The organism is Burkholderia sola, assembly GCF_905400185.1.
Classification (GTDB): domain Bacteria; phylum Pseudomonadota; class Gammaproteobacteria; order Burkholderiales; family Burkholderiaceae; genus Burkholderia; species Burkholderia sola.
In genome coordinates this window covers 611,962-636,585 of sequence record NZ_FR989676.1, presented here as the reverse complement: position 1 = coordinate 636,585, position 24,624 = coordinate 611,962, and the positions used below count along the sequence as shown (strand labels likewise).

Genomic DNA, 24,624 nt, shown 5'->3' with positions numbered 1-24,624 from the left:
GATAGATAGCGAGTGATGACGTCATGCGGTTAGACCTGCGTTTCCGTCTCGCACGCGACCAAGGTCAATCCGCCCGACGCGGTGTCCGCTGTTCCCCGCTTCACCGCGTGCTGCTGCGTGGGGCCATTGCGGCGGCTTGCGTGGCCGGCGTACAGGGCGCGACAGCGCAGGCGGTTCGCGACGCCGAGCCGTTCGCGCTTCCGGCGGCTGACGCCACGGACCTTGGCGACGTGCCTTTTTTCAATGCCGCCCGCACGACGTGGGGTGGCCTGCGTGCGGCGTCCGCGGCACCGCTCGACGTCGCCTACACGTCGCATGCGATGAACGTGTCGACCGGCGGCGCGCACGACGATCCGGTTGCGCGCTTCGGTGCATGCGTCGCGTATCGCGTGTTGTGCGACACCGCGCGCGACGCGGTCGAGCGCGGCTATGCATCGCGCTTCGATTACGGTCTGGCCTCGGCGCTGCCCGCGACGGGCGCGCAGCCGGCGTTCGCGCGAGGCGCGGTCGATCTGGCATCCGCCGAGCCGTTCACGCTCGCGCAGCCGGATCGCGGCACGCGCGCCGGCGCGATCGTCGGCAGCCTGCGCGCGTCGCTGGCGCGCGCCGATCTGCCGACCGGCGTCGCCGAGCAGATCGTCCGCATGCTGGCCGGGCGCGTCGATCCGAAGCAGCGCGGCGCGGATGGCGATACGTTCCGCGTGGCATTCGAGCCCGACCACGACGCAGTGCGGCCGGGCCGCGCACGCGTGACGGCGCTCGACGTCCGCTTTCGTGGGCAGCGCGTCGCGGCCGTGTGGTTCGCGCCGCAGGCCGGCTCGCCGGGCGCCTATTACGAACTCGACGGCATGCCGCTTGCCGGCACGCGCTTCGCGATGCCGGTCGCCGCGACGCGCATCAGCTCGCAATTCGGCACGCGCGTGCATCCGGTGAGCGGGGCGCGTCACGTGCATTCGGGCGTCGATCTCGCGGCGCCCGCAGGCCGCGCCGTGCATGCGTCGGAGCGCGGCGTCGTGACGTTCATCGGCACCGAGCCGAACGGCTACGGCAAGTACGTGGTGATTGGGCATGACGGCGGCTATGCGTCGTACTACGCGCACCTGTCGGCGTTCGAGCCGACGCTGCGCACCGGCGCGCGCGTCGTGCGCGGTCAACGCGTCGGCGCGGTCGGCAGCACGGGCACGGCGACCGGCCCGCATCTGCACTTCGAGGTTCGCCGGCATGCCCGCCTCGTCGATCCAATCGAACTCGTGCATGCAGCCAAGGCGGCGAAACTGAAGGGCGCGCAGCGCGTGGCGTTCAACCGCGTGGCGCGTGACGCGCGCACTCAATTGGCGTCGGCCGCGTTCGCGCAGCCCGTGGCGATGTCGACGGCTGTCGCGCCGCAGGCGGGGTGATCGGTGCGGGGCTGCGCTTGCAGAGGGCCGAGGCACACCGGCCAATCGCCACGCCGGGCGGCGTGGCGACGACCGTCAGGCTCCTGCGGTTCAACCCAGCGGCCAGTTCAGGATCGCGATGCCGTCGTTGTAGTCGCCGTCGCCGCCATCTTCCGAGCCGACCAGCCCGAAGTAGGTCTTCTTGAAGATATCGACCTGACGCGAGCCGATCTTCGACGGCTTGCCGTTCGCCGTCACGACCACGCGAACCTTCCCCTTGCCCGAGTTCACGATCTGCGTGTTCAGGTTCGCGTCCTGCGTGCCGGCGCCCTGGAACGTCGCGGCCGGTTTCGGGTTGTCGTCGACGAAGACCTCGATCGTCTGCTGCGCGGACGAATTGACCAGCGCGGTCACGCCGAACGCGATGTTCGGCGGCAGGTTGAAGACGCCGTCGCGTTCGCCGCCGCCGGTCGGCACGGGCTCCGGCTGCACGGGTTGCGGCGTCGCTTTCGAGAAGTAATTGACCACCGCGCCGACGCCGAACTTCGCCGCGGCGCCGGGCAACACGCCCGGCGCGCCGGCCCACGTCACCGTGCACGCGACGACCTGCCCGGCCGCATCGGTTTTCACCTTGTTCTGCCAGCTGCCGACGTCGAAGCTGTACGGGATCGTCGCGATATCGACGAATACGTCGTACTGCGGCAGTTTCTCGACGAGCTGCGTGGTCATGAACTGACGCATCCGGTCGAGCACGGCCTGATCGCCGCTGGCCTGCACGGCGGTGGCGTCGTTGCCCGCGAGTTGCAGCAGTGCGTACAGATCGTCGTGGGTAAAGGGTTGTGACATGTCGTCCTCGTGTTGATGGAAAGTCTCGCGCCGCGCGGCCGGTGAACGGATTGCACCGGGCCGCGCGCGGCGCCGAGCGTGGAACGTGGGACTGCAAATGACTGCTCGAACGATTCGCAATGCAGGGCGGGCCGGTCGCCGTTGCGATGTTTCGCGACCGCCGCCGCTCAGCCGCTCAGCCGCTCAGCCGCTCAGCCGCTCAGCCGAGCGGCCAGTTCAGGAACACGATGCCGTCGTTGTAGTCGTCGTCGGCACCGTCTTCCGAGCCGACGATCCCGAAGTACGACTTCTTGAAAATGTCGACCTGCCGCGAGCCCAGGCGCGACGGCTTGCCGTTCGCCATCACGATCACGCGCACGCGGCCCTTGCCGGAGTCGAGCACCTTCGTGCCGAGGTTCTGGTCCTGCACGCCGGCGCCCTTGAACGTCGCCGCGGGTTTCGGGTCGTCGTCGATGTAGATGTCGATCGTCTGGTCGTTCGCCGCGTTGGTGAGCGCGGTGACGCCGAACTTGATGTTCGGCGGGAGGTTGAACGTGCCGTCACGTTCGCCGCCGCCGCCGATGTTGCCCGATCCGCCGCCACCGGTTTCGCCGCCCTGATTGCCGCCGCCTTGCGACGACGACTGCGCGGCCGTTTCCCCGATCGCGGACAGGCTCGCGTACGAATCGATATGCATCGCGCTGCCGCGCACGCTTTTCCACTGGCCCTTCACGAACGTGACGCCGCTGCCGACGTCGATCGTCGCGACGAGCGTGAACGGCATGCGCCCGGTGCTTTCGGGCACCTTCGACGAATAGGTGAAGCAGCCGTCCGCGACGACGCCCTTGTCGGTCGCGATCGCGAAATAGATGCCGGGGAAGTTGTTGCCGGTCGCGTAAGGCGTCGGCACGTTGAGGGTGACCTGCAGTTTCCCGTCGCGAATCCCGGCCTTCGCAATGTCGATATACAGGCCCGGGATGTCGACGTAACTTTCCGACGTCGCGACGGGCGCGCTGACGATCGAAGCGGAAAGAAGCGGCATGGATGTCTCCGGTGATGAGGCGGTTTGTTCTGGATGGGGCGCGAGGGTCCGCGGAACCCGGCGCAAACCCGCCGGCCGCCATGGAAGCGGCCGGCAGCGGGCGACCGTCGATCGCGCGTCAGGTCAGCCGATCGGCCACTGGAGCACGACGATTCCGTCGTTGTAGTCGCTGTCGTGGCCGTCTTCCGACACGACGATCCCGAAGTTGACCGTGAACGGCGAGCCGTCCGATTTCTTGCCGTTGATCGGCGCGAGGCGCGCGTCGGTCGCCGACTTCTTGCCGTTCACCGACACTTCGAAACGGATCTTGCCGTTGCCGGAATTCAGCGTGGCTTCGCGCGGGCCGTCGCGCGTCGTCAGCTTGTGATACGCGGCGGGTTCCTGGCTGTCGCCGATAAACAGCTTGATGTGCTGTTGCTCGGCTGCATTCGCGAAGAAAATCGCGCGGAAATCGGTATTCGGCGGAATCGAAAACTCGCCGGCGCGATTGGATGACGTTTGAGAGTCGGCCATGCTTGCCTCCTGATAGGTATTGGATAAGGCGCGAGCCTTGTCGCGCAAACGTTTGCCGTTTGAAACGCGACGTACAAAGCATGGCGAAAAATAAATAAAAAAATATTCGGGCGAGAATGGTTATTGTTCATTAAATCGAAAGGCGGCGCTAATCGATTTACTGAAATGTGATTAATGAAGGGGATTTCGATATATTCGATGAACTATATCGATGCGTGTATCGATTTCCTGAATGATGCGCGAGCGCGCAACGCGAAGCGAGAGAGGGGGGCGCAATCGGACTTCGGAGCAGACGCTCGGCGTTCGCATATGGCAGCGTTTCGTTTCAACATCGACATCTCGGTCGTGGCCGCGCCCACCGGCCACCGTCGAACGCCCGCGCCGCAGCCCGATCGCAAGGGAGGGGTGTGCGGCGACCGGCGAAGAGGATGGACCGACTCACTCCGAACATGAATAGGGCCTCACCGGCGCCGCACCCGTGAAGCATATCGACGACGGACGCCGTCGCCTATCGGACGAGACTGATTCTGCGTCAACGCGCGTATCGCGGGATCGGGCGGGACGGAAGGCGCAGCCGTCCCCGGTTGACAGCCGTGGTCACCCTGTGATTTGATGCCGGCCATGCACGCCGCCGAGTTCCTCTTCTCGCTACGACTACTAGCCCGCTTCTCCGGGCTGGGTCTGCGGCTGCGCGCTTTCCATCTGCTTCGTTCCTGAAGCGCCAGATTTTCCCCGCATCACCGACCTGGCCCCGGTTGTCGACCGGCGCCTGAGTTCGTCTTTTTTCCGTCATCACTCCGCTCCGTCCCGGTCGCTCAACCGTCAAGGCCGTCGTTCGCCGTACCGCTTTGCCGTTGTGCCGTTTTCTTGCCGTTTTTACCGCTGCGCGCGCGGCCGGCTCTTGCCGCCGATGGCCGCCGCGCCGCGCTTCACCGACAAACAGACCGAGGACCGACATCATGATGCTGAAGAACCCCGCGACGAAATACCGACCGTTCACGCCCGTCAACCTGCCCGACCGCACGTGGCCGTCGCGCACGATCACGCAGGCGCCGATCTGGATGAGCACCGACCTGCGCGACGGCAACCAGGCGCTGTTCGAACCGATGGACGCCGCGCGCAAGATGCGGATGTTCAAGACGCTGGTCGCGATCGGCTTCAAGGAGATCGAGGTCGCATTCCCGTCCGCGTCCGAAACCGATTTCAACTTCGTCCGCGAGCTGATCGAGGGCGGTCACATTCCCGACGACGTGACGATCGAAGTGCTGACGCAGGCGCGCGACGACCTGATCGAGCGCACCTTCGCATCGCTGCGCGGTGCGAAGCGCGCAATCGTGCACCTGTACAACGCGACCGCGCCGGAATTCCGCAAGATCGTGTTCGGCCTCGATCGCGATGGCGTGAAGCAGCTCGCGGTGAACGCGGCGCGCACGATCAAGCGCTGCGCCGATGCGGCGACCGACACGCAATTCACGCTGCAGTACAGCCCGGAAACGTTCACGGCGACCGAACTCGATTTCGCGAAGGAAGTCTGCGATGCGGTGTTCGACGTATGGCAGCCGACGCCCGAGCGCAAGTCGATCGTGAACCTGCCGGCCACGGTGGAAATCGGAACACCGAATTACTATGCGGACCAGATCGAATGGATGCACCGGAATCTCGCGCGCCGCGATTCGCTGATCCTGTCCGTCCACCCGCACAACGACCGCGGCACCGCGGTCGCGGCGGCCGAGCTCGCGGTGATGGCGGGCGCCGACCGGATCGAGGGCTGCCTGTTCGGCAACGGCGAACGCACGGGCAACGTCGACCTCGTGACGCTCGCGCTGAACCTGTACACGCAGGGCGTCGATCCGGGCCTCGATTTCTCGCGGATCAACGAAATCGCGCGTACGTCCGAGGAATGCACGCAGTTGCCGATTCACCCGCGCCATCCGTATGTCGGCGATCTCGTGTTCACTGCGTTCTCCGGTTCGCACCAGGACGCGATCAAGAAGGGCTTCGCGGTTCAGCGCGCCGACGCCGTATGGGAAATGCCGTACCTGCCGATCGATCCGAACGACCTCGGTCGCACGTACGATTCGATCATTCGCGTGAACAGCCAGTCGGGCAAGGGCGGTATCGCGTACCTGCTCGAACAGGGCTACGGCGTCGCGCTGCCGCGCCGCATGCAGGTCGATTTCAGCGCGGCCGTGCAGCGCCTGACCGACGACAGCGGGCACGAAGTGACGAGCGCGCAGATCTGGTCGCTGTTCCAGCAGGAATACGTCGAAAGCGATACGCCGCTGCGCTATGTCGGCCATGAGCTGACCGAACGCGACGGCCGCGAGACGATCGTGCTGACCGCGGACGTGCACGGCGAGCGCCGCGTGCTGCGCGGCGAGGGCAACGGCCCGCTCGACGCGCTGATGCATGCGCTGCACACGCCGCTGCGGATCCAGCATTACGAGGAACGCGCGCTGTCGCAGGGCGCCGATGCGAAGGCGATCGCGATCGCCGAGCTGGCCGGCACGGGTGTGCGCGGCAGTGCGTTCGGGGTGGGCGTCGATGCGAACCTGACGACCGCGTCGATTCGTGCGGTGATCAGCGGTGTGAACCGCGCGTATGCGCGTGCGGATCAGGTTGCGCAGGCAACGTTCTTTGACGCGGAGCGCGCGGTGACGGCCGTGGCGTAACTGCGGCAGGGGCGGTCGCGCCGGAATTCTCCGGTGCGGCCGCGTCGCCGACAGGGCGCTGCATGGCCCGCCGAGTGCCGCCTGTAGCGCCTGCTTCATGAAGTCCACCCAAGCGCGCGTTTTCGCATCGAGATGCCGGCGCGGCGGGTACACCAGCCGGGGTAGGCCGCTGCCGTTTGTGACGGCAGCAGTTTTTCTTTTTGTGTCGAGCGTGTGCAGCAGTTATCGTTCGAACTTCACTTACCTGGCTCAGAGGGCATCGCCAATGGGCCATTGAAGGAGGAAGCCAACGATGACCAAGGCTCGCGGTACAAGCGTTTACGAGGATCGGTACGTGCTGGTGCGGCACACCGCGGCGGACACTGCACGCCTGCTCGCGGATTCGGCCGTCAAGGCTGCGTACGATCAGTTGGAGGAAGAATTCGCCGCGCTCCGTGCGCTGCTTTCGCAGAATCAGCCTGGTCCGATTGGCTGTAACAATCCGCCACGTTAAATTGATCGGGTGTGGCGGCGCCGGAGCCGCTTCGGCGGCGGCCGTTGGGCCCGGCTGTAGTCATGCTATGTAATTCGATAGCACCTACTCCTGACGCTGCCTCATGCGAGCGCTGATGCGCTTCCGGCTGCAACACACTTCTTTAAGCCGTGCTCCGGCCCGTCAGACCGAAACCGTGATGCCCGCCGGCCCAGATCCCCCCGCCGGCCGCACCACGATCTCCACATGCTGGCCGAACGACGCCAGCGTCAGCATCAGTTGGTCCAGCGTCACGTTCCGGAGCCGCTCGCGCTGTTCGGGGGTGACGACCGGCCGGGCCATTTCGGAGAGCGCTGCAGCCTCTTCTTCGGTCAGGCCGCGCGACACCATCAGCGCATTGAGCTTCAGTACGAGGACGGACTTGGCCGTCAGTTCACCGACGTCGTAGTAGTCGAAATCGTCCGGCACCTTGTCGGTGCGTTGATTCGATGCGTCGTAGTTCATTACGCTTCCTCCGTCATCATCGAAAGGCGCCGCTGCTGCCCGGTTCCGCGATCGATATCGGGGAGTCCCGCGCTCTCGACCGAAGCGCAATCCGCGTCGTCCATCGGCGTGATCACCAGCCGCTTGTGCGACACCTCGATTCGCAGGCGCTGCTCGGGATCGAAGCCTGCTGCCTCGATCCACCGGCCGGACAGCTTCATCCACACACACACATGACAGGCGGCGCCATGTCGGTGAGCCGGATGTGCGGCACGATGCGGCCAGATTGAAGAGACGAGCGAGGGGAGACAAAACAATCGCGGAAATACGTCGGTGCGTTATGATTCGCGCCAGCCATGGTTAACTCTCCTGTGTGGAGTTGGTTATGGTCAGCGGCCTGCAGGTGCTGTTTCACCTACGGGCCGCGCTCGTTTACGCAGCGAGTTTCGAGCGCCATTCCATTACATGCATCGCATGCCGAAGCAGCCCGAGACGCTTCGCGAAAACGTGCAACCACTGTAGCGGAGAACATCCGGCGTCAGGCACCGGTCATGTACGAATTCATCGGCATTGGCCATTTGGCCGATGCTTCGAATGCTTGCTGCACAACGATTCCGCGACATTCGCATTGGCTGGACGCATCGCCACGTCATGGACGATGTGTCAGAAAGCGTTTCAGAGAGGGCTTCGATCAGCCGGCCGCGTACCGCACGAGTATCTCGTTCATCACGCGCCGTTGCTGTGTTCGCCGTGGCACGTGTCGACGTATCGCGGCAATTGAACGGTCGACCGACGAGGCGAGGGCGCGAGGGGGCGACGCAGGGGCCGTACGGGAGGCGCTGTCCGTTCGACTGCACGGGCGCGGGTAGGACCAGGCCGACTGTCGTTTCGGACCGAGACACCGGCCGTATGGTGGCGAGCCGGCGCGCGCGGCAACACGTGTTCGATATCACGCCTCGTTTTGACCGACAGACCGCCCCGGCGATGCCATGCCTCGGCATCGCTTCCCCTATTTCCATATTTCGACTATTATAGAAATATGGAAACGAACGAAACCATTGCCGCCCTCGCGGCGCTCGCACATGAATCCCGCCTCGCGGTCTTTCGCGCGCTCGTGCAGGCCGGGCCGCAAGGCATGCCGGCTGGCCAGATCGCCACGTTGCTCGCCGTGCCGCCGTCCTCGCTGTCCTTTCACCTGAAAGAGCTGGCGCACGCGCAGCTCGTGACGAGCTACCAGGACGGCCGCTTCGTGTTCTATTGCCCGAACTTCGACACGATGAACGGGCTGCTCGGCTATCTCACGGAGAACTGTTGCGGCGGCAATCCATGCTCGCCGGTGTCCGGCTGCTCGCCTTCCGCAAAAATCGACCGCTCCCGTCAATCCTGACGCGCATTCGCGTGCCCGCCCATGACCACGAACGTCCTGATCCTCTGCACCCACAACTCGGCGCGCAGCGTGCTGGCCCAGGGCATGCTCAATCACTGGGCCGCGAAGCTCGGCAAGGATGTGCGCGCCTACAGCGCCGGCAGCGCGCCGAGCGGCCGTCTGAATCCGTACGCGCTGGAGGCGCTGACGCATGCCGGTGTCGACGTCAGCGGCTATCGCAGCAAAAGCTGGGACGAATTCGTCGGCGACGGCGCGCCCGAGATGCGCGTCGTCATCACGGTCTGTGACAGCGCGGCGTCCGAGACGTGCCCGTACTGGCCCGGCAGCCCGGTCAAAGTGCATTGGGGCTACGCCGATCCGTCGAACGCGACGGGCGGCGAAGCAGGCAAGCGTCTCGCCTTCGAACTGACTCGGCAAGCGATCGGCTATCGAATGCTGCAGTTGCTGGCGCTGCCGCTCGATCGCATGAGCGACGACGCACTTCACGCGGCGCTGATCGAGATTGCACAACACTGACCGCGCGCAGCGCGATGTGCGCGAAACGAGCGGCCGCTCATGACTTCAAGACGGAACCTCGTCCGATGAATACGCCCAACGTCGCGCCGCCCGGTACGGCGGTCACGCAACCCGCCATCAACTTCTTCGAACGCTACCTGACCGTATGGGTGGCGCTGTGCATCGTCGCGGGCATTGCCTTCGGCCAGGCGCTGCCCGGCCTGTTTCACGCGATTGGCCGGATGGTGTACGCGCAGGTCAATCTGCCGGTCGGGCTGCTGATCTGGGTGATGATCGTGCCGATGCTGGTGAAGGTCGACTTCGGCGCGCTGCACGAGGTGCGTCAGCACGTGAAGGGCATCGGCGTCACGCTCGTCGTGAACTGGCTCGTCAAGCCGTTCTCGATGGCGTTCCTCGGCTGGCTGTTCATCCGCCATCTGTTTGCACCGCTGTTGCCGGCGGATCAGCTCGACAGCTATATCGCCGGGCTGATCCTGCTGGCTGCCGCGCCGTGCACGGCGATGGTGTTCGTGTGGAGCCGGCTGACAGGCGGCGATCCGCTCTTCACGCTGTCGCAGGTCGCGCTGAACGACAGCATCATGGTGATCGCGTTCGCGCCGCTGGTCGGCCTGCTGCTGGGGATGTCGGCCATCACGGTGCCGTGGGCGACGCTGCTCACGTCAGTCGTGCTCTACATCGTCATTCCGGTGATCGTCGCGCAGATCCTGCGCAAGCGGTTGCTCGCGAAGGGTCAGGCCGCGTTCGATGCTGCGATGACGCAGATCGGCCCATGGTCGATCGCCGCGCTGCTGGCCACGCTCGTGCTGCTGTTCGCGTTCCAGGGTGAAGCGATCCTGAAGCAGCCGCTGGTGATCGCGCTGCTCGCGGTGCCGATCCTGATCCAGGTGTTCTTCAATTCCGCGCTCGCCTACTGGCTCAATCGCGCGGTCGGCGAAAAGCATGACATCGCGTGCCCGTCGGCGCTGATCGGCGCATCCAACTTTTTCGAGCTGGCGGTCGCGGCCGCGATCAGCCTGTTCGGTTTCCATTCCGGCGCAGCGCTGGCCACCGTCGTCGGCGTGCTGATCGAGGTGCCGGTGATGTTGCTGGTCGTGCGCATCGTCAACCGGTCGAAGGGCTGGTACGAGCGCCGGGCTCGAGATCACGAGAGAAGCGCCCCATGACCGACTCCCTGAAAGACCTGCCGCAACTCGACGCCACGCTGTTCCGCGTGCCGGACGCCACGCAACTGCGGCCTGCCGCGCCATCGACCCATCCGCCTCGGCTCCTGCTCCTGTACGGGTCGCTGCGCGAGCGTTCGTTCAGCCGCTTGCTGGTCGAGGAAGCTGCACGCCTGCTCACGGCGATGGGCGCCGAGGTACGCGTGTTCAATCCGAGCGGATTGCCGCTGCCGGACGATGCGCCGGAGAGCCATCCGAAAGTGGTCGAGCTGCGTGAGCACGTGATGTGGTCGGAAGGCATGGCGTGGTGCTCGCCGGAGCGGCACGGCGCGATGACCGGCATCATGAAAGCGCAGATCGACTGGATTCCGCTGTCGACGGGCGCCGTGTGGCCGACGCAAGGCAAGACGCTTGCGGTGATGCAGGTGAGCGGCGGCTCGCAGTCGTTCAACGCGGTGAACCAGATGCGCGTGCTCGGGCGCTGGATGCGCATGCTGACCATCCCGAACCAGTCGTCGGTGGCCAAGGCGTTCATGGAATTCGACGAAGCGGGGCGGATGAGACCGTCCGCGTATTTCGACCGCGTGGTGGACGTGATGGAGGAACTGGTGAAGTTCACGCTGCTGACGCGCGACGTCGGCCCCTATCTGGTCGACCGGTACAGCGAGCGCAAGGAAAGCGCGGAGGCGCTGTCACAGCGGGTCAATCAGCGCAGCATCTGAGATCGTTGACGAGCCGGGGGCGACGTCGCCCGCCGCGCATGCGGCCTTACGCGTGCCCGTCGAATTGTCCGGCGCTCAGCAAAATCAGACTCGACTGATTTCCATCCCGACTCAGATTCCCGACAATTCAGTTTCTGCGGCCCGGCATACACCGTGTGCCGGATCATGGAGACATCTCCTTTTTGCGGCCGGTCTTCTCGACTGGCCGCTTTTTTATTCCCGTTCGCTACCGGAGAGCACGATCGCGATGCAGCTCGACCGCCTGATCCCTGAAATCCTGTTCGGCTTCACGGGCCTGATCGGCATCATCAATCCATTCGGCATGGCGTTCGTGTTTCTCGAACGCACGCAATCGCTGACCGAAGCCGAGCGCGCGGTGCTGTCGAAGCAGATCGCGACGAACGTGTTCTTCACGCTGCTCGTGATCTTTTTCGTTGGCGCGCCGGTACTGAACTTCTTCGGAATCTCGATGGAGGCGCTGCGCATCGGCGGCGGCCTGGCGGTGGCGGTGGCCGGCTGGTCGATGCTGAATGCGCCTGACGTACCGGCCGGCGGCGATGTCGCCGCGCACGGCGACGATCTGCCGAAGCTGATGTCGCGCGCGTTCTTTCCGCTGACGGTCCCGCTGACCATCGGCCCCGGCTCGATCGCGGCCGGCATCGCGCTGCATGCGAACCGTGCGCATACGGCGAGCGATTACGTGTTGTCGGGCATCGTGTCGGTGGCGGTCGCGGCGCTCGTCGCGTTCACGATCTGGCAGATCTACAGCCGCGCGACGACGCTCGCGCGCTATCTCGGCAGCGAAGGGACGAAGGTCGCGATGCGCGTGTCCGCGTTCCTGCTGCTGTGCGTGGGCGTGCAGATCATGCTGACGGGACTCGCCGCGTTCGTGCAGATGCTGGGCGGGCAGGCGGGGTGACCGATGGCATAGGCGCCGACCGTTCGTGCATGAAGTGTTTGCTCTCTATAACTGAGTAAGGTGATAAAATTGGTGCGTTATCGCATCAATTTTGATGGAGGTAGGCAATGCGAACCACGGTCACTATCGACGACGATCTCTACACGAAGGCCCTCCAAATGGCCGAGCCCGGAATGGATAAGGCGGACTTGTTCAGGGAGGCAATCAAGACGTTTGTACGTGTCCAGGCCGCCAAACGCCTGGCAGCACTGGGCGGATCCATGTCCGGCATGGCAGATATTCCGCGACGTCGCCAGGAACCGGAATCGCAATGAATGTGTTGATTGACACGTCAGTCTGGGTTGATCACTTTCGAAACAGAAATCAGACACTTTTCGAGCTGCTTGCGCTCGATGCCGTACTGATGCATCCGATGGTGCTGGGTGAACTTGCTTGCGGGACGCCGCCGGCGCCACGACTGCGAACGCTGAACGACCTCGGATTGCTTCAGGAATGCAATCAGGCCAGCATGTCTGAGGTAATGGCATTCGTGGAGCGCGAGAAGCTCTACGGGATGGGGGGCGGTCTCGTCGATCTGACCTTGTTGGCGTCCACGTTGATCACGCCGGGGGCGCGCTTCTGGACCCTGGATCGTCGTCTTGCAGCGTTGGCGGATCGTTTCTCGGTCGAATTCCGTCCGACTTCAAAGTGAGCTAAAGACGGCATGCGCCGGCGTCGGCCGCAGGGAAGGAATCGGAATAGAACAGGGCCTACTCTGGTCGTCGTGGCGCGGCAGCGTCAACTGGCTCGGGCGGCGGAACCGCCGCGCCGCAGTTCGGGCAGCAGCGTGTATCCGTATCAGCATTCGGGCGCTTGCGCTCCATCGCCGATGCAACCAGCTCCGCGCCCATGATCCCGGTCGGAAACGCGATGATCCCGTAGCCGAGCAAGATCGCGCACGACGTGATCAGCCGGCCGAGCGGCGTGACGGGTGTCAGGTCGCCGTAGCCGGTCGTACTCATCGTCACGGCCGCCCAGTAGACGCCGACCGGAATGCTCGTGATCCCGTGCTCCGGCCCTTCGACCAGAAAGATCACGGTGCCGAGTATCACGACGAGCACGAACATCCCGCCGATGAACACGAAGATCTTGCGCCGCGCGCGCGTGAGCGCCCGCATCAGCAACTGCCCTTCCTCGAGATAGATCGACAGCCCGAGGATGCGGAACACGCGCAGCAGGCGCAGCAGCCGCACGTCGATCAGCGCGTGCAGGCCGGGGAAGAAGAACGCGAGATAGGTCGGCAACACCGACACGAGATCGACGATGCCGAAGAAGCTGCGCGCATACGCGGCCGGCTTCTTCGCGGCGCAGAGGCGCAGCAGATACTCGGCGGAAAACAGCAGCGTGAACGCCCATTCGGCCGCGTAGAGCGCGTGGCCGTATTGCTGGTGCAGCTCCTGCACGCTGTCGGCCATCACGACGAGCACGCTCGCGACGATCAGCACGAGCACCGCGATGTCGAGCTTGCGCAGGAACGAAGGGCGGCGCGCGACTTGCGTGACGGCATCGCGCGCCGTATCGAAGGAGGACTGGATCAGCGAAATCATGGATCCGAGTGTACGGACCGCGTATCGCCGGGCCTATCGGACATGTCTGATTTGAGCCGGGCGGCATCCAGCCGCCGCGCTAGCGGTCAGATCAGCAGCGTGAGCGTGTGAAACAGCGCGAGATCCTCCTTGCGCGCCGAGCGCGCATGCTGGCGGATCACGTGCAACAGGCAGTCGATGAAGCAACGCGCCGCATCGCCGAGCGTGCTGCTGCGCCGCGTGACGATGCCGAGTTCGCTCGGCTCGAAGGTCTCCTTCAGCGGCAGCACGCGCATCCGCTCGCCGAATGGCGGCACCGCGGCGAGGATCGTCGGGCACCACGTGCACATGCCGGCCTGCTCGAGCATCGTCTGCAACATCGCGACCGACTGTGCGCGCACGATGCGCCGTTCGTCGATCCGCGCGCCGTGCCGCGTGAACAGGTAGTCGATCAGCGCGGCCTGGCCGTCGGCCGACGAATTCAGCACCCAGTCGCAATCGAGCAAATCGTGCACCGACGTCGCGCGCTCGCGCGGATGCCCGGCGCGCACCATCACCGACGTGTCGTAGCGCAGCAGCGGCTCGAACGCGAATTCGCGCGCGCCGCTGCCGGGCTGCACGTGGCCGAGCGCGAAATCCATGCTGCCGTCGCGCAGCAGCGGCTGCGCGACGGCCATCAGCGCTTCATAGAGTTCGAGGCGCACGTCGGACATCCGCTCGCGAAACTGCAGCACGGTCTCCGCGAGGAACGTCATCGTCAGCCACGGCGTGACGCCGACACTCAGCCGCCCCTCGACGCGCCCGCGCATCCGTTCGAGATCGCTCTGCGCATGCTCGAGCTGCTTGAGCACGAGCTTCGCGTGCGTGAGCAGCGTCTTCCCGTAGTCGGTGAAGCCGATGCCTTCCGGGGCGCGAACCAGCAGCGGCAGGCGCTCGCTGGCCTCCAGCTCGCGCAGCGCGCGCGTGACGGCCGCCTGCGACAGCCCCAGCGTGCGCGCCGCGCCACGGATGCTCCCGGCTTCCGCGCTCGCGACGAGCGCCTGCAACTGATGCAGCTTGATCGTGCTCATGGTGCGGGATGGTGTGAGAGGGGATGAATGCCGACAACGAAAGGTTGTCATCATAACGAAACTGCGGCTGTTCGCCGGTTTTTTCGCTGCCTACGATTTCGCCACGATCAGCCATTCCGGCGATCGGAAACCGGCACGTATCGAGGAGTATCGAGGGTGGATCGAGCACGAATTTCGCCTGAAATGGCGGCTATCGAGGCGGAGATGATCGCGCTGCGCCGCCGGCTGCACGCGCATCCGGAGCTGGGGTTCGAGGAACACGCGACGAGCGCGCTCGTCGCCGACTGCCTGACAACATGGGGTTATCAGGTGACGCGCGGCGTCGGCGGCACCGGCGTGGTCGGCACGCTCGCGCGGGGCGCCGGGAAGCGCCTGGGGCTGCGCGCCGACATGGATGCGTTGCCGATCCGCGAGACAACCGGGCTGCCGCATGCAAGCCTGCACGACGGCGTGATGCATGCGTGCGGCCACGACGGCCATACGGCGATGCTGCTCGCAGCGGCTAGGTGCCTGGCCGAGCGCGGGCGCTTCACCGGCACGCTGAACCTGATTTTCCAGCCGGCCGAGGAAGGGCTCGGCGGCGCGAAGCGGATGCTCGACGACGGGCTGTTCACGCGTTTCCCGTGCGATGCCGTGTTCGCGATGCACAACGTGCCGGGCCTGCCGGCCGGCGTGCTCGGCTTCTGCGACGGTCCCGCGATGGCGTCGGCCGACGAGGTGCGCGTGCGCGTGATCGGGCGCGGCGGCCACGGTGCGGCGCCGCACACGACGATCGACCCGGTGGTGGTCTGCGCGTCGATCGTGATGGCGCTGCAGACCATCGTGTCGCGCAACGTGAATCCGCAGGAGCTGGCGATCGTGACGACCGGCTCGATCCACGCGGGCACCGCATCGAACGTGATTCCGCCTCATGCGGATATCGAACTCAGCGTGCGCGCGCTGTCGCCGGACGTGCGCGCGCTGCTCGAACGGCGCATCCGCGCGATCGTGCACGGCCAGGCCGACAGCTACGGCGCAACGGCCGAGATCGACTATCGCTACGGCTATCCGGTGCTGGTCAACCATGCAGCGGAAACGGCATTCGCGCGGGACGTCGCACGTGAATGGGGCGGCGACGACGCGCTGATCCCGCATCTGCGGCCGATCGCGGCGAGCGAGGATTTCGCGTTCATGCTCGACGCGTGTCCGGGCAGCTACCTGTCGATCGGCAACGGCGACGGCGCGGCCGGCTGCGGGCTGCATAACCCCGGCTACGATTTCAACGACGCGTGCCTTGCAATCGGCGCGAGCTACTGGATCGCGCTCGCGGAGCGCTACCTCGCGTGAGCCGGACAGGCGGACACGCGGGACATACGGATTCGATTCACCTTCAACGACGGAAACAAGGAGACAGGCAATGAAACCATGGATGGCCGCGCTCGCAATGGCGCTGACGGCAACGACGATCGCAGGCGCCGCGCACGCGGGCGACTGGACGGGCAAGGAGATTCGCCTCGCGGTCGATCCCACGTACCCGCCGCTCGAATACAAGCAGCCGGACGGCACGCTGACGGGCTTCGGGATCGACATCACCAACGCGTTGTGCGCGGAGCTGCATGCGCGCTGCGTGTGGGTCGAGTCGAGTTTCGACGGGATGATTCCGGGGTTGCTCGCGCGCAAGTTCGACGTGATCGCGTCGTCGATGACGATCACGCCGAAACGCATGCAGCAGATCGCGTTCACGAACCGGATCTCGAATGCGCCGGCGCGGCTGGTCGCGCGCAAGGGTTCGCCGTTTCTGCCGACGGCCGCGTCGCTGAAGGGCAAGCGCGTCGGCGTCGAGCAGGGCTCCGCGCAAGCCGACTATGCGATCGCGAACTGGCAGCCGGCCGGCGTGCAGATCGAGTCGTACCAGAACCAGGACCAGGTGTACGCCGATCTCGTGACGGGGCGGCTCGACGCGGCGTTCCAGGCGTCGATCGCGGCCAGCGACGGCTTCCTGAAGAAGCCGCAGGGCAAGGACTTCATGTTCGTCGGCGCGGCGATCGACGACGCGAAATACTTCGGGCAGGGCGACGGCCTCGGGCTGCGCAAGCAGGACACCGACCTGCGCGACGCATTCAATCGCGCGCTGGCGACGATCCTCGCGAACGGCACGTATCAGCGGATCAACCGCAAGTACTTCGACTTCGACATCTACGGCGCGAAGTAAGCGGCACCGCATCATAGCGAGCGGGTGGGGATAATCAAATCAATAAGGAAAGCGAATGAACTGGAGATTGTTTTTCGTCGTGATGCCGGCACTCTGTGCGGTGCCGGCGTTCGCGCAGAGCAGCGTCACGCTGTACGGGCTGATCGATGCGGGCATCGACTATACGAACAACGTCGGCGGGCACGGCGCGTGGCAGATGGCGAGCGGCTTCGCGCAGGGCAGCCGCTGGGGGCTGAAGGGCACCGAGGATCTCGGCGGCGGCTACAGTGCGCTGTTCCAGATCGAGAGCGGCTTCAACGTGAACAGCGGCACGCTCGCGCAGGGCGGCCGGATGTTCGGGCGGCAGGCTTACGTCGGGCTCGGCAGCACGCGCTTCGGCACGCTGACGCTCGGCCGGCAATACGACGCAGTCGTGGATTTCCTTGCGCCGACGACCGCGAACGGCAGCTGGGGCGTCTATCCGTTCTCGCATCCGCTCGACAACGACAACACCGGCAATACGTTCCGGGTGAACAACACGGTCAAGTACGCGAGCCCGGATTTTGCCGGCTTCTCGTTCGGCGGCACGTACAGCTTCAGCAACGACACCGGGTTCGCGAACAACCGGCAATGGAGCGTCGGTGCGGAGTACGAGCAGGGCGGCCTGCTCGTCGGCGCCGCGTTCCTGAATGCGGACAACCCGGGCGCGACGGCCGGCGGCGCGATCGCGGGCGCGGGGTCGGTCGGCGCGGATGCGAACTTCGCGTCGGCGAGATTGCGGATTTTCGGCGCGGGCATCAACTACACCGCAGGGCCCGCGACGGTCGGGTTCGCGTATACGAACAGCAACGTCACGCGGCCGACCGCGAACGTCGGCTACCTGTTCGGCGACGAGACAATCGAACCGGTGACAGGGCCGCTCGCGGGCGGCGCGGTCACGGCGATCAAGTACCAGAACTTCGAAGTGAACGGCAGGTATCAGTTCACGCCGGCGTTCTTCGTGGGCGCGCAGTACGTGTACACGACCGTGCGCTACGACGCGACCACGGGCAGCGCGAAACCGAAGATCCATTCGATCGGGCTGATGGCCGACACCAACCTGTCCAAGCGCACCGACGTCTACCTGATGGGCGCGTACCAGCGGATTGCCGGCGACGCGACCGGCTCGTCGCTCGATCAGGCCTATATCCCGGGGGCGGCGGATCTATCGTCGACGTCGAAGCAACTGATGGTGCATGCGGGGATTCGGCACAAGTTCTGAGTGCGTGACGCGGGAAGACCGGCGGCCGGCATCGTGCAGGGCGCGCACTGCGTGCCCGGCGCGTGGGGTCGCCGGTCATTACTGCCCGAAGCGTTGCGTGACGGCATCCTTCAGCCGCGCGGCGGTCAGCTCGCCCATATGCGATTCGACGAGTTCGCCTTTCACATTGAAGAACAACGTGGTCGGCAGCCCGCGCGAGCCATACGCGTGCATCGCGTGCAGCGAAGGGTCGAGCAGCACGTGATCGAAGCGCAGGTTCTGCTGTTCGAGGAACGCGCGCACGGCTTGCGCGTTTTCCCCCTGGTTGAGCATCAGGACCGTGATGCCCGGATGGTCACGCTGCGCCTGTTCGAGGATCGGCATCTCACGGCGGCACGGCGCGCACCACGTCGCCCACAGGTTCACGACGACCGGCTTGCCGACGAAGCCCGCGGGCAATACGGGCGTCGAATCGAGCGCCTGGAGCGGCATCGTTGCAAGCGGCGGCGCGCCGCGCTGCAACGTCGCCAGCGTGCCTTGCGCGATGCCCCACGCGCCGAGGCCCGCGACGATGCCGGCCAGCACCGGCCGACGCAGCGCGGGCAGGCGGCGCAGACGCCAGCCGGCGAACACCAGCGCGGCCGCGATGCCGATGCGCGCGTCGAAGCCGCCGTCGCCGAGCGCGACGATCGCGCGCGGCGACGCCGCGTAGTCCGGCCACCATTGCGCGACGTAACCGGCACGCGCGGCAATCAACCCGAGCAGCAGCGCGTCGAGGATCAGGCCTGACGCGGTCTTGTGATGCCCGTCCGGCGGGCGACGCTGGATGACACGCGCGACGAGCCACGCCAGCAGCGCGGCGACGGCGACCGCGACGACGCGGATCGAGAAGGGACCGATGCTCAACATGAAATAGGAAGAATGGACGTGATCGAGCGGGACAGAAGACGGGATGGTCCGCCGCGACGATGAAGCGGTCGACGGTCGTGCGGCGTTTCGACCGGTTGCCGCGCATGGGGGTTCCCTCCGCGAACGTAACGGCGTGTTGCGGATCGCGACAGGCGCCCGGGGCAGCTCAGGACTGCGTGATGTGCACGCCGACGTGCAGCGAATCAGATCGGTCTGGTGTGGTGTCCGCCGGTATCCCGCACAGGGATCTCTCCTTGACGGCCGCTCCGCTCGCGAGCGGCCGCTTTTTTAGCGTCGTGCTTAGCGTGGTGCGTGCGGGCATGAGTATCTTGTGGCGGTCGGTGGGCGCGGCGGCATCCGATGCATATCGGCTGGTTCAGCGGGATGGGAACGCTGCAAGATGCGAGCGCTAGGCATTCACTTACGCATTGCCTGGCACCCGGTTGGCGGCTGGCGCGGCCGCTCGTTGGCGGCGACACAGGGCTGCCGCCATGGCCCGACGGGCCGCGCATCCACGAGCCGTCGGGCGCCGGGTCTTACAGCTTCTTCGACGCCGTCGATGCCGCGTCGCCTTGCGTTGCCGCGGTCGCCGGATCGAGCGTCGCGATCGTCTTCTCGGTGAATTTCTCGTACAGCCAGTCCATGCGCATGCTGTCGATGCCCGCGATACCGCCGAGCGCATACGACGCCGACACCTTGAAGTGGTCGAGCGGATGATTGTCGGCATCGGCGAACGTGACGGTGCCGTCGACGTAATCGCTGCCGGCCATGAAGCCGAACATGACGGCCGAGAAACTCGAGCGCACGCGAATGCCGGTGACTTCGACATTCAGGTGCATCGCATCGGTTGCATCCGCTTTGGCCAGCAGCTTGCGTGCGTCCAGTGCCTGTTCGATTTTTTCCTGCAGTTTCTTCGCATCGAACTTCAGGTTGTCTTTCAACGCTTCCTGCGCGGCGTTGTCGAGCGTGACCTTCACGATCACGGGTTTCTTGCCGAATTGGGGCGTCGATGCGGTCACGGTGGCCCCTGCCGGATCGCGGGCGTCGCGCGTCACGCTGCTGGCGCAGCCCGACAGGAAGCCGATCGTCACGAATGCCAGTGCGGCATGGCGGATAAGAGATTTCATGATTTGGTCTTTGATTGAGTTTATTTGAATGGGCCTTGTGGCCGAGCGGGAATTTAGCACGGCGCGATCCGATTCAAATCGCCGAATAGCGGGGGAAATCGATTCGGTATTGGGACGGCGCGGCGGGTTTGCACCGAGGAAGCGCCGAGACAATGTGCGGCGAGTGATGAGCGGCGTTGGAGATTTGCTACTGCTTTCGCGATGACATCGCTTCGCGGGCGATTACTGGCCGTTGCCCGCCCGTGCTTCACCGAGCCGATACGCGGTAAAGAACTCGTACCACGGCGACCCTTGCTCGACCGGCACGCCGAGTGCCGTCGTGCGCTGTTTCAGCGCGCCGAATACATCGTTGATGAGTGCGTTCAGCGCGTTATCGCGGAATGGAACCGGTCGCGTCCGCCCCGCGGCGAACGCCCCGTACGCAATCGCCAGCAGACGTTCGCGGTCATCTGTGCCCGCGATCGTCGCGTCGATCGTTTCGACGAAGCGCGGCCGGTCCTCTTCGCGCGCTGCGGACAGGCACAGGAACACGATCGCCGACAGTTCGTGCAGGTCCTTCCCGCGCAGCAGCGTGGGCAGTCGCGCAACGATCGGGCCCACTGGTTCCTCACGCAGCGCGTCGTCGAAGTCGAGCACGGCGGCCATCGGGTTCATGTCTGTTTTCAGGCGATCGAGCGCAGGCGGGGCCGACGACGCGCCGTCCGGCCCCGCAGCGGGCGGAGACCGCAACGCATCGGCCACGTGCTGCGTCCATTCCGGAAAAATCATCCGCACGTTGCCGAACTGCTCGCCGCCTTCCGCGGCCGGATTCCACCGATAGACGATCGTGCCGCCGCGAATGAACGGCGAATACAGGTGCTCGGGCGTTTGCGGCAGCGGCCGCCGGTTGATGGGCAGCCACGCGAGCGTGAGCCAGTCGTAGCGGCCCGTCGCGGGGACGGCAGCGCTCGAACTCGCGACGACCTGCCACGTGCCGCGATTCGCATAGCGGCGGCGCGCGTCGGGTACCGGGACGGTCCGGCCTTTGGCGGTGTCGAAATACGTCTTGCCCGTGACGTTCGCGCCGCTGTCAGCGGCCGGCGTGATGGTCGAGATGACCCACGACGCGCCGTCCGCCGACCGGTAGTCGGACGGCTTCAGCGTTGCTACGTCGTGCACCATGCGCGTTTCCGCGGCGACGGGGCTTGGCGGGGCATCGGCGGGCGCGGCGAAGATACTCGGCATGGCTTTCCTCGGAATCGGGGCGCGCATCGTCGAGCGGGGCGATGTGCGGCGGCACGGATGACGGTGTCGTAACTGTAGAACGTCGTGACCGGAAACGGAAACTGGCCGAATGGGGTAATCGGTGCACGCCGTTCGCCGCTTCGCTTACGATGTGCATCCTGAGCCAAGGACGCATATCGAGCGGGAGGGCGGGCGCATGACCGATACGAAAGCCATTGCCGAACACTGGGCGCGGGTTGCCGGCCAATGGATCGGCTGGGCCGGCAAGCCGGAGATTGGCTGTGGCGAAGGTCGCGTGCGCGACGCGGCCAGCGCAAGCCCGTTATGAGCGTGAGCAGGTCCCAGGCAGTGGGCGCGCGTGCCGCTGTTTTTGTGGATCAAGGCGCGGCCGCTGGGATGGGTGGGGCCGGGGTCGGGTCCGGGGGATTGAATCGGACGGACGTCAGGGTTTCTTGTCGTGATTGGCCAGCAATTCCGAGCGACCAATGATCGCTTTCGCGTTGCCGGCCTGATCGGCGTCTGAAAAACCGGCGGCCTCGATGACTGGCGTGAGCGCTTTGAATGCGACCTGCGGCTTGGCGCTGCGGAGTGATCCCATGCCTTCGTTCCATGCATGCAGCATCTGCTTCGCGGTCCAATGCCAGCGCGTCTCGTTCCTTGCTGCTTCGACGATATCTTTTCCCGTCGATACGGCCGAGTCGCACAGTGCTTCGACCATCTCGCGGTATTGCTTCGGCGGGATGCCGAGACGCGTGTTGAAAAAACGCTCCAGCGTCTTCCCGGGGGCCCACGTTTTTCGACCGTCGATGCTCAGCCCCGGCGGATTGTTCGCAAAGCGCGGATAAGCCTCCGTGGTGACTATGTCATAGGCAGGTGTGTAGATGACGTCGTCGATGTTCGAGTAGAGGAGTGCGATGTTCTTCGCGTGGCAGTCCGCGTTGCGCACGACGTAGTTGGTGATGAGTTGCCAGCCGAGTTGTTCGGCCTCCCGCCGCCAATTGGCAGGACCGATGTAGGGCTTTGTCGCGTTGAGAACCTGTTCGGTCGACGGACGGTACTTCTCGTGCGGCGGCAAGCCAAGCAGGCCGGCGCCGCCGATGACGGCCAGGAGCGAAAGGTCGGTTCCGTCGAGATAAGGGCCGAACTCCTCGCGAATCACTTGAAAAAGAAATCCTTCGGGCAGATTCTGCCGGAAGAAGGGATGCAGGTCGCGTGGCCAAATCCAGGCATCTTCGCGAACGGGCATGGTCAAACTGGCAAAGTCGGCATCGAGTGCGTCTGCGGTGTAGCGCAATGCATAGTCGTCCGCCTGGCGATAGAGATGCGCAACGAGTTTGCCTTTGACGTACACATGAAGCCGCATGGTCACGCGTCTCCCATCGTGCGCTGTTCGGCCAGCACGTCATCGAGGGTGCGCCCATGCCCGCGCTTCACCACGCGCAAGTCATAGCCAGCAGCCTCCAGCAGCCGAACGAGCGCAGATACGCTCATGTCGCCTCGCGCGAGTGTCTCCATCCGTGCGAGCGTCGTGCGTGCGACACCGGCGTGCGCGGCCAGCTCTTTCTGAGAAAGTCCTGCTGAATGGCGGACCGCTCTCAGCATCTCTCCAACATCGGCCAAGGTTGTCATTTGTAGCCCCAGGGCGTCAAAAGTCCTCACATTGACTGATGTTGTAGCCCTTGTGCTACAAATTCGCATGTAAAATTGGTGTCCGCAGGGCTACAAAATTGAACCGACAGGATGATTTTGTATCCCTGTGGCTACTGTGGCCGTTCTGCGGCGACAGCCATTGGCGGTGGTCCTGTTCCCGGACCGCGCGTACGGACAGGCTCCGTTCATGTCGCGGGCCTTTTCAGGACGGGGCGCGGTCAGAACTGGTCCCGGGTTTTTCCGGCCGCCCACGCGATGCGCAGCGCCTGCACGACGCGGCCGCGAAGGCCACGATCCTGCCGTTCATCGACGGCTTGCGGGACGGGTTTCGCACGACGGTCGGCGAGCGCGGACTGAAACTGCCGGTGGCGAGCGTCAGCGTATCGCGCGCCCGCGCGATGTACGGTTCGACAGACAAGGTCGTGCTGCTCGGCCACGCGCGCGTGCTGGCCTGATGCCGATGCCTTCGCGGCTTACCCGCGCATCGGCGGATTCAACCGCGCGAACGCCGCCTGCCGGCGATACGGAAAATACGGATACGGCGCTTCCACCGCGCTCGCCGCATCGAGCTTCGCGACCTGCGCATCGGTCAGCGCCCAGCCGACCGCCCCGAGGTTCTGCCGCAACTGTTCCTCGTTGCGCGCGCCGACGATCACCGACGACACCGTCGGCCGCTGCAGCAGCCAGTTCAGCGCGATCTGCGGCACCGTCTTGCCGGTTTCTTCCGCGATCGCGTCGAGCACATCGACCACGTCGTACAGGCGTTCGTCGTCGACCGGCGGCCCGTAGCTGGCCGTTTCATGCAGGCGGCTGCCTTCGGGCAGCGGCGCATTGCGCCGGATCTTGCCGGTGAGCCGGCCCCAGCCGAGCGGGCTCCACACCAGCGCGCCGAGGCCCTGGTCGGCGCCGAGCGGCATCAGGTCCCACTCGTAGTCGCGGCCGACGAGCGAGTAGTACACCTGGTTCGCCACGTAGCGCGTCCAGCCGTGCCGGTCGGCCTCCGCGAGCGACTTCATGATCTGCCAGCCGGCGAAGTTCGACACGCCGATATAGCGCAGCTTGCCCGCGCGCACGAGATCGTCCAGTGTCGACATCACTTCCTCGACCGGCGTGCCGGCGTCGAACGCGTGCAGTTGCAGCAGGTCGATGTAGTCGGTGTCGAGGCGGCGCAGCGCGTCGTCGACGGCGCGCACGAGCCGTGCGCGCGACGTGCCCGCGTCGTTCGGGCCGTCGCCGGTCGGCAGGCCCGTCTTGGTCGAGATCAGCACCTGGTCGCGGCGCCCCTTGAGCGCGGCGCCGAGGACGCGCTCGGACGCGCCGTCTGAATACACGTCGGCGGTGTCGAACAGGTTGACGCCGGCTTCAATGCAGATGTCGATCAGGCGGCGTGCTTCGTCGACCCCGGTATTGCCCCAGGCACTGAACAGCGGGCCGGCGCCGCCGAACGTGCCGGCGCCGAAGCTCAGGACAGGGACCTTGAGGCCGGAGCGGCCGAGCGTACGATATTCCATGAGCGTTTCTCTCGTCGTGTGAGCGCGGCGCGGCCGCGCGTCGATCGTCAGGCGACCAATGTACCGTTTGC

The 24,624-nt window shown here is 65.4% G+C and carries 28 protein-coding genes; 15 read left to right on the top strand and 13 right to left on the bottom strand.

Annotated features, from left to right (window positions below):
- The first annotated feature begins 23 nt into the window (after window positions 1-23).
- Window positions 24-1,397, top strand: a complete 1,374-nt coding sequence (locus KR541_RS19385) for a M23 family metallopeptidase (protein ID WP_216089737.1) — start codon at window positions 24-26, stop codon at window positions 1,395-1,397.
- A 90-nt stretch (window positions 1,398-1,487) separates the two neighbouring features.
- Here the strand turns inward: KR541_RS19385 and KR541_RS19380 are convergent, their stop codons facing one another.
- The 3 genes from KR541_RS19380 to KR541_RS19370 form a co-directional block, all read right to left on the bottom strand.
- Window positions 1,488-2,222, bottom strand: a complete 735-nt coding sequence (locus KR541_RS19380; protein ID WP_050017098.1) for a fucose-binding lectin II — start codon at window positions 2,220-2,222, stop codon at window positions 1,488-1,490.
- A 199-nt stretch (window positions 2,223-2,421) separates the two neighbouring features.
- Window positions 2,422-3,243: a fucose-binding lectin II gene (locus KR541_RS19375; protein ID WP_089489980.1), complete on the bottom strand. Its 822-nt coding sequence runs from the start codon at window positions 3,241-3,243 to the stop codon at window positions 2,422-2,424.
- A gap of 123 nt (window positions 3,244-3,366) precedes the next feature.
- Window positions 3,367-3,756 (bottom strand): fucose-binding lectin II, encoded by a 390-nt coding sequence (locus KR541_RS19370; RefSeq protein ID WP_050017095.1) that lies wholly within the window; start codon window positions 3,754-3,756, stop codon window positions 3,367-3,369.
- A gap of 962 nt (window positions 3,757-4,718) precedes the next feature.
- Here KR541_RS19370 and leuA point away from each other — a divergent pair.
- Both leuA and KR541_RS19360 read left to right on the top strand, forming a co-directional pair.
- The gene (leuA, locus tag KR541_RS19365) at window positions 4,719-6,428 is read left to right on the top strand and encodes a 2-isopropylmalate synthase (protein ID WP_176016765.1); all 1,710 of its coding nucleotides are present in this window, start codon (window positions 4,719-4,721) and stop codon (window positions 6,426-6,428) included.
- 292 nt (window positions 6,429-6,720) lie between these two features.
- The gene (locus KR541_RS19360; protein WP_176016725.1) at window positions 6,721-6,921 is read left to right on the top strand and encodes a hypothetical protein; all 201 of its coding nucleotides are present in this window, start codon (window positions 6,721-6,723) and stop codon (window positions 6,919-6,921) included.
- Window positions 6,922-7,083: 162 nt separating this feature from the next.
- On the opposite strand, the gene KR541_RS19355 is transcribed toward KR541_RS19360, so the two are convergent.
- On the bottom strand, window positions 7,084-7,404 hold the full coding sequence (locus tag KR541_RS19355) for a helix-turn-helix domain-containing protein (protein ID WP_124631449.1): 321 nt from the start codon (window positions 7,402-7,404) through the stop codon (window positions 7,084-7,086).
- On the bottom strand, window positions 7,404-7,604 hold the full coding sequence (locus tag KR541_RS19350) for a SymE family type I addiction module toxin (protein WP_216089736.1): 201 nt from the start codon (window positions 7,602-7,604) through the stop codon (window positions 7,404-7,406). The genes KR541_RS19355 and KR541_RS19350 overlap by 1 nt, the downstream gene beginning before the upstream one ends.
- A gap of 818 nt (window positions 7,605-8,422) precedes the next feature.
- Between KR541_RS19350 and KR541_RS19345 the strand changes: the two genes are divergently transcribed.
- The 7 genes from KR541_RS19345 (at window position 8,423) to KR541_RS19315 (ending at window position 12,778) form a co-directional block, all read left to right on the top strand.
- Window positions 8,423-8,770 (top strand): ArsR/SmtB family transcription factor, encoded by a 348-nt coding sequence (locus tag KR541_RS19345; RefSeq protein ID WP_124631448.1) that lies wholly within the window; start codon window positions 8,423-8,425, stop codon window positions 8,768-8,770.
- A 21-nt stretch (window positions 8,771-8,791) separates the two neighbouring features.
- Window positions 8,792-9,286, top strand: a complete 495-nt coding sequence (locus KR541_RS19340; RefSeq protein WP_050017912.1) for an arsenate reductase ArsC — start codon at window positions 8,792-8,794, stop codon at window positions 9,284-9,286.
- A 65-nt stretch (window positions 9,287-9,351) separates the two neighbouring features.
- Window positions 9,352-10,449 carry an ACR3 family arsenite efflux transporter gene (gene arsB / locus KR541_RS19335; RefSeq protein ID WP_050017911.1) on the top strand — a complete coding sequence of 366 codons (1,098 nt, stop codon included), beginning with the start codon at window positions 9,352-9,354 and terminating at the stop codon, window positions 10,447-10,449.
- The gene (gene arsH, locus KR541_RS19330) at window positions 10,446-11,168 is read left to right on the top strand and encodes an arsenical resistance protein ArsH (protein ID WP_213346595.1); all 723 of its coding nucleotides are present in this window, start codon (window positions 10,446-10,448) and stop codon (window positions 11,166-11,168) included. The genes arsB and arsH overlap by 4 nt, the downstream gene beginning before the upstream one ends.
- A 247-nt stretch (window positions 11,169-11,415) precedes the next feature.
- On the top strand, window positions 11,416-12,087 hold the full coding sequence (locus KR541_RS19325) for a MarC family protein (protein ID WP_089489986.1): 672 nt from the start codon (window positions 11,416-11,418) through the stop codon (window positions 12,085-12,087).
- 107 nt (window positions 12,088-12,194) lie between these two features.
- The gene (locus KR541_RS19320) at window positions 12,195-12,401 is read left to right on the top strand and encodes a type II toxin-antitoxin system VapB family antitoxin (RefSeq protein WP_089489987.1); all 207 of its coding nucleotides are present in this window, start codon (window positions 12,195-12,197) and stop codon (window positions 12,399-12,401) included.
- Window positions 12,398-12,778: a type II toxin-antitoxin system VapC family toxin gene (locus tag KR541_RS19315; RefSeq protein ID WP_216089735.1), complete on the top strand. Its 381-nt coding sequence runs from the start codon at window positions 12,398-12,400 to the stop codon at window positions 12,776-12,778. The genes KR541_RS19320 and KR541_RS19315 overlap by 4 nt, the downstream gene beginning before the upstream one ends.
- Before the next feature lie 58 nt (window positions 12,779-12,836).
- Here KR541_RS19315 and KR541_RS19310 read toward each other — a convergent pair whose 3' ends face one another.
- Both KR541_RS19310 and KR541_RS19305 read right to left on the bottom strand, forming a co-directional pair.
- On the bottom strand, window positions 12,837-13,673 hold the full coding sequence (locus KR541_RS19310) for an ion transporter (protein WP_124639190.1): 837 nt from the start codon (window positions 13,671-13,673) through the stop codon (window positions 12,837-12,839).
- Between the two features lie 86 nt (window positions 13,674-13,759).
- A complete protein-coding gene (locus tag KR541_RS19305; RefSeq protein WP_176016722.1) occupies window positions 13,760-14,722 on the bottom strand; it encodes a LysR substrate-binding domain-containing protein in 963 nt (320 codons plus the stop codon).
- Window positions 14,723-14,878: 156 nt separating this feature from the next.
- Here KR541_RS19305 and KR541_RS19300 point away from each other — a divergent pair, with 156 nt between their 5' ends.
- The 3 genes from KR541_RS19300 to KR541_RS19290 all read left to right on the top strand — a co-directional run bounded on the left by KR541_RS19300 (window position 14,879) and on the right by KR541_RS19290 (window position 18,153).
- Window positions 14,879-16,048 (top strand): M20 aminoacylase family protein, encoded by a 1,170-nt coding sequence (locus KR541_RS19300; RefSeq protein ID WP_050017904.1) that lies wholly within the window; start codon window positions 14,879-14,881, stop codon window positions 16,046-16,048.
- 70 nt (window positions 16,049-16,118) lie between these two features.
- Window positions 16,119-16,913 carry an ABC transporter substrate-binding protein gene (locus tag KR541_RS19295; protein ID WP_213346591.1) on the top strand — a complete coding sequence of 265 codons (795 nt, stop codon included), beginning with the start codon at window positions 16,119-16,121 and terminating at the stop codon, window positions 16,911-16,913.
- A gap of 55 nt (window positions 16,914-16,968) precedes the next feature.
- A complete protein-coding gene (locus KR541_RS19290; protein WP_176016720.1) occupies window positions 16,969-18,153 on the top strand; it encodes a porin in 1,185 nt (394 codons plus the stop codon).
- A gap of 78 nt (window positions 18,154-18,231) precedes the next feature.
- Here the strand turns inward: KR541_RS19290 and KR541_RS19285 are convergent, their stop codons facing one another.
- The 3 genes from KR541_RS19285 to KR541_RS19275 form a co-directional block, all read right to left on the bottom strand.
- Window positions 18,232-19,041 carry a TlpA family protein disulfide reductase gene (locus KR541_RS19285; RefSeq protein WP_089489991.1) on the bottom strand — a complete coding sequence of 270 codons (810 nt, stop codon included), beginning with the start codon at window positions 19,039-19,041 and terminating at the stop codon, window positions 18,232-18,234.
- Between the two features lie 536 nt (window positions 19,042-19,577).
- Entirely contained in the window at window positions 19,578-20,168 is a 591-nt protein-coding gene (locus KR541_RS19280) for a DUF4410 domain-containing protein (RefSeq protein ID WP_050017900.1), read from the bottom strand.
- A 222-nt stretch (window positions 20,169-20,390) separates the two neighbouring features.
- Window positions 20,391-21,392, bottom strand: coding sequence for a hypothetical protein (locus KR541_RS19275; RefSeq protein WP_050017899.1), 1,002 nt, complete (start codon window positions 21,390-21,392; stop codon window positions 20,391-20,393).
- Between the two features lie 196 nt (window positions 21,393-21,588).
- On the opposite strand from KR541_RS19275, the gene KR541_RS36950 reads away from it, so the two are divergent.
- Window positions 21,589-21,720: a hypothetical protein gene (locus KR541_RS36950; protein ID WP_256975834.1), complete on the top strand. Its 132-nt coding sequence runs from the start codon at window positions 21,589-21,591 to the stop codon at window positions 21,718-21,720.
- Between the two features lie 114 nt (window positions 21,721-21,834).
- Here KR541_RS36950 and KR541_RS19265 read toward each other — a convergent pair whose 3' ends face one another.
- Together KR541_RS19265 and KR541_RS19260 are read right to left on the bottom strand one after the other, a co-directional pair.
- Window positions 21,835-22,755 carry a HipA domain-containing protein gene (locus tag KR541_RS19265; protein ID WP_089489993.1) on the bottom strand — a complete coding sequence of 307 codons (921 nt, stop codon included), beginning with the start codon at window positions 22,753-22,755 and terminating at the stop codon, window positions 21,835-21,837.
- A 2-nt stretch (window positions 22,756-22,757) separates the two neighbouring features.
- A complete protein-coding gene (locus tag KR541_RS19260; RefSeq protein WP_089489994.1) occupies window positions 22,758-23,021 on the bottom strand; it encodes a helix-turn-helix domain-containing protein in 264 nt (87 codons plus the stop codon).
- Between the two features lie 98 nt (window positions 23,022-23,119).
- Between KR541_RS19260 and KR541_RS19255 the strand changes: the two genes are divergently transcribed.
- The gene (locus KR541_RS19255; protein WP_143328924.1) at window positions 23,120-23,497 is read left to right on the top strand and encodes a hypothetical protein; all 378 of its coding nucleotides are present in this window, start codon (window positions 23,120-23,122) and stop codon (window positions 23,495-23,497) included.
- Window positions 23,498-23,515: 18 nt separating this feature from the next.
- On the opposite strand, the gene KR541_RS19250 is transcribed toward KR541_RS19255, so the two are convergent.
- Window positions 23,516-24,553, bottom strand: coding sequence for an aldo/keto reductase (locus KR541_RS19250; protein ID WP_089489995.1), 1,038 nt, complete (start codon window positions 24,551-24,553; stop codon window positions 23,516-23,518).
- Window positions 24,554-24,624 lie beyond the last annotated feature (71 nt).

What these genes read in the sequence shown, in the direction of transcription:
- arsH (WP_213346595.1), top strand. Translation starts at nt 10,446, where the DNA reads ATGACCGACTCCCTGAAAGACCTGCCGCAACTCGACGCCACGCTGTTC.
- KR541_RS19320 (WP_089489987.1), top strand. Translation starts at nt 12,195, where the DNA reads ATGCGAACCACGGTCACTATCGACGACGATCTCTACACGAAGGCCCTC.
- KR541_RS19265 (WP_089489993.1), bottom strand. Translation starts at nt 22,755, where the DNA reads ATGCGGCTTCATGTGTACGTCAAAGGCAAACTCGTTGCGCATCTCTAT.
- KR541_RS19295 (WP_213346591.1), top strand. Translation starts at nt 16,119, where the DNA reads ATGAAACCATGGATGGCCGCGCTCGCAATGGCGCTGACGGCAACGACG.
- KR541_RS19355 (WP_124631449.1), bottom strand. Translation starts at nt 7,404, where the DNA reads ATGAACTACGACGCATCGAATCAACGCACCGACAAGGTGCCGGACGAT.
- KR541_RS19250 (WP_089489995.1), bottom strand. Translation starts at nt 24,553, where the DNA reads ATGGAATATCGTACGCTCGGCCGCTCCGGCCTCAAGGTCCCTGTCCTG.
- KR541_RS19345 (WP_124631448.1), top strand. Translation starts at nt 8,423, where the DNA reads ATGGAAACGAACGAAACCATTGCCGCCCTCGCGGCGCTCGCACATGAA.
- KR541_RS19305 (WP_176016722.1), bottom strand. Translation starts at nt 14,722, where the DNA reads ATGAGCACGATCAAGCTGCATCAGTTGCAGGCGCTCGTCGCGAGCGCG.
- arsB (WP_050017911.1), top strand. Translation starts at nt 9,352, where the DNA reads ATGAATACGCCCAACGTCGCGCCGCCCGGTACGGCGGTCACGCAACCC.
- KR541_RS19275 (WP_050017899.1), bottom strand. Translation starts at nt 21,392, where the DNA reads ATGCCGAGTATCTTCGCCGCGCCCGCCGATGCCCCGCCAAGCCCCGTC.
- KR541_RS19385 (WP_216089737.1), top strand. Translation starts at nt 24, where the DNA reads ATGCGGTTAGACCTGCGTTTCCGTCTCGCACGCGACCAAGGTCAATCC.
- KR541_RS19370 (WP_050017095.1), bottom strand. Translation starts at nt 3,756, where the DNA reads ATGGCCGACTCTCAAACGTCATCCAATCGCGCCGGCGAGTTTTCGATT.
- KR541_RS19315 (WP_216089735.1), top strand. Translation starts at nt 12,398, where the DNA reads ATGAATGTGTTGATTGACACGTCAGTCTGGGTTGATCACTTTCGAAAC.
- KR541_RS19350 (WP_216089736.1), bottom strand. Translation starts at nt 7,604, where the DNA reads ATGAAGCTGTCCGGCCGGTGGATCGAGGCAGCAGGCTTCGATCCCGAG.
- leuA (WP_176016765.1), top strand. Translation starts at nt 4,719, where the DNA reads ATGCTGAAGAACCCCGCGACGAAATACCGACCGTTCACGCCCGTCAAC.
- KR541_RS19260 (WP_089489994.1), bottom strand. Translation starts at nt 23,021, where the DNA reads ATGACAACCTTGGCCGATGTTGGAGAGATGCTGAGAGCGGTCCGCCAT.
- KR541_RS19340 (WP_050017912.1), top strand. Translation starts at nt 8,792, where the DNA reads ATGACCACGAACGTCCTGATCCTCTGCACCCACAACTCGGCGCGCAGC.
- KR541_RS19280 (WP_050017900.1), bottom strand. Translation starts at nt 20,168, where the DNA reads ATGAAATCTCTTATCCGCCATGCCGCACTGGCATTCGTGACGATCGGC.
- KR541_RS19325 (WP_089489986.1), top strand. Translation starts at nt 11,416, where the DNA reads ATGCAGCTCGACCGCCTGATCCCTGAAATCCTGTTCGGCTTCACGGGC.
- KR541_RS19380 (WP_050017098.1), bottom strand. Translation starts at nt 2,222, where the DNA reads ATGTCACAACCCTTTACCCACGACGATCTGTACGCACTGCTGCAACTC.
- KR541_RS19290 (WP_176016720.1), top strand. Translation starts at nt 16,969, where the DNA reads ATGAACTGGAGATTGTTTTTCGTCGTGATGCCGGCACTCTGTGCGGTG.
- KR541_RS36950 (WP_256975834.1), top strand. Translation starts at nt 21,589, where the DNA reads ATGACCGATACGAAAGCCATTGCCGAACACTGGGCGCGGGTTGCCGGC.
- KR541_RS19285 (WP_089489991.1), bottom strand. Translation starts at nt 19,041, where the DNA reads ATGTTGAGCATCGGTCCCTTCTCGATCCGCGTCGTCGCGGTCGCCGTC.
- KR541_RS19375 (WP_089489980.1), bottom strand. Translation starts at nt 3,243, where the DNA reads ATGCCGCTTCTTTCCGCTTCGATCGTCAGCGCGCCCGTCGCGACGTCG.
- KR541_RS19360 (WP_176016725.1), top strand. Translation starts at nt 6,721, where the DNA reads ATGACCAAGGCTCGCGGTACAAGCGTTTACGAGGATCGGTACGTGCTG.
- KR541_RS19310 (WP_124639190.1), bottom strand. Translation starts at nt 13,673, where the DNA reads ATGATTTCGCTGATCCAGTCCTCCTTCGATACGGCGCGCGATGCCGTC.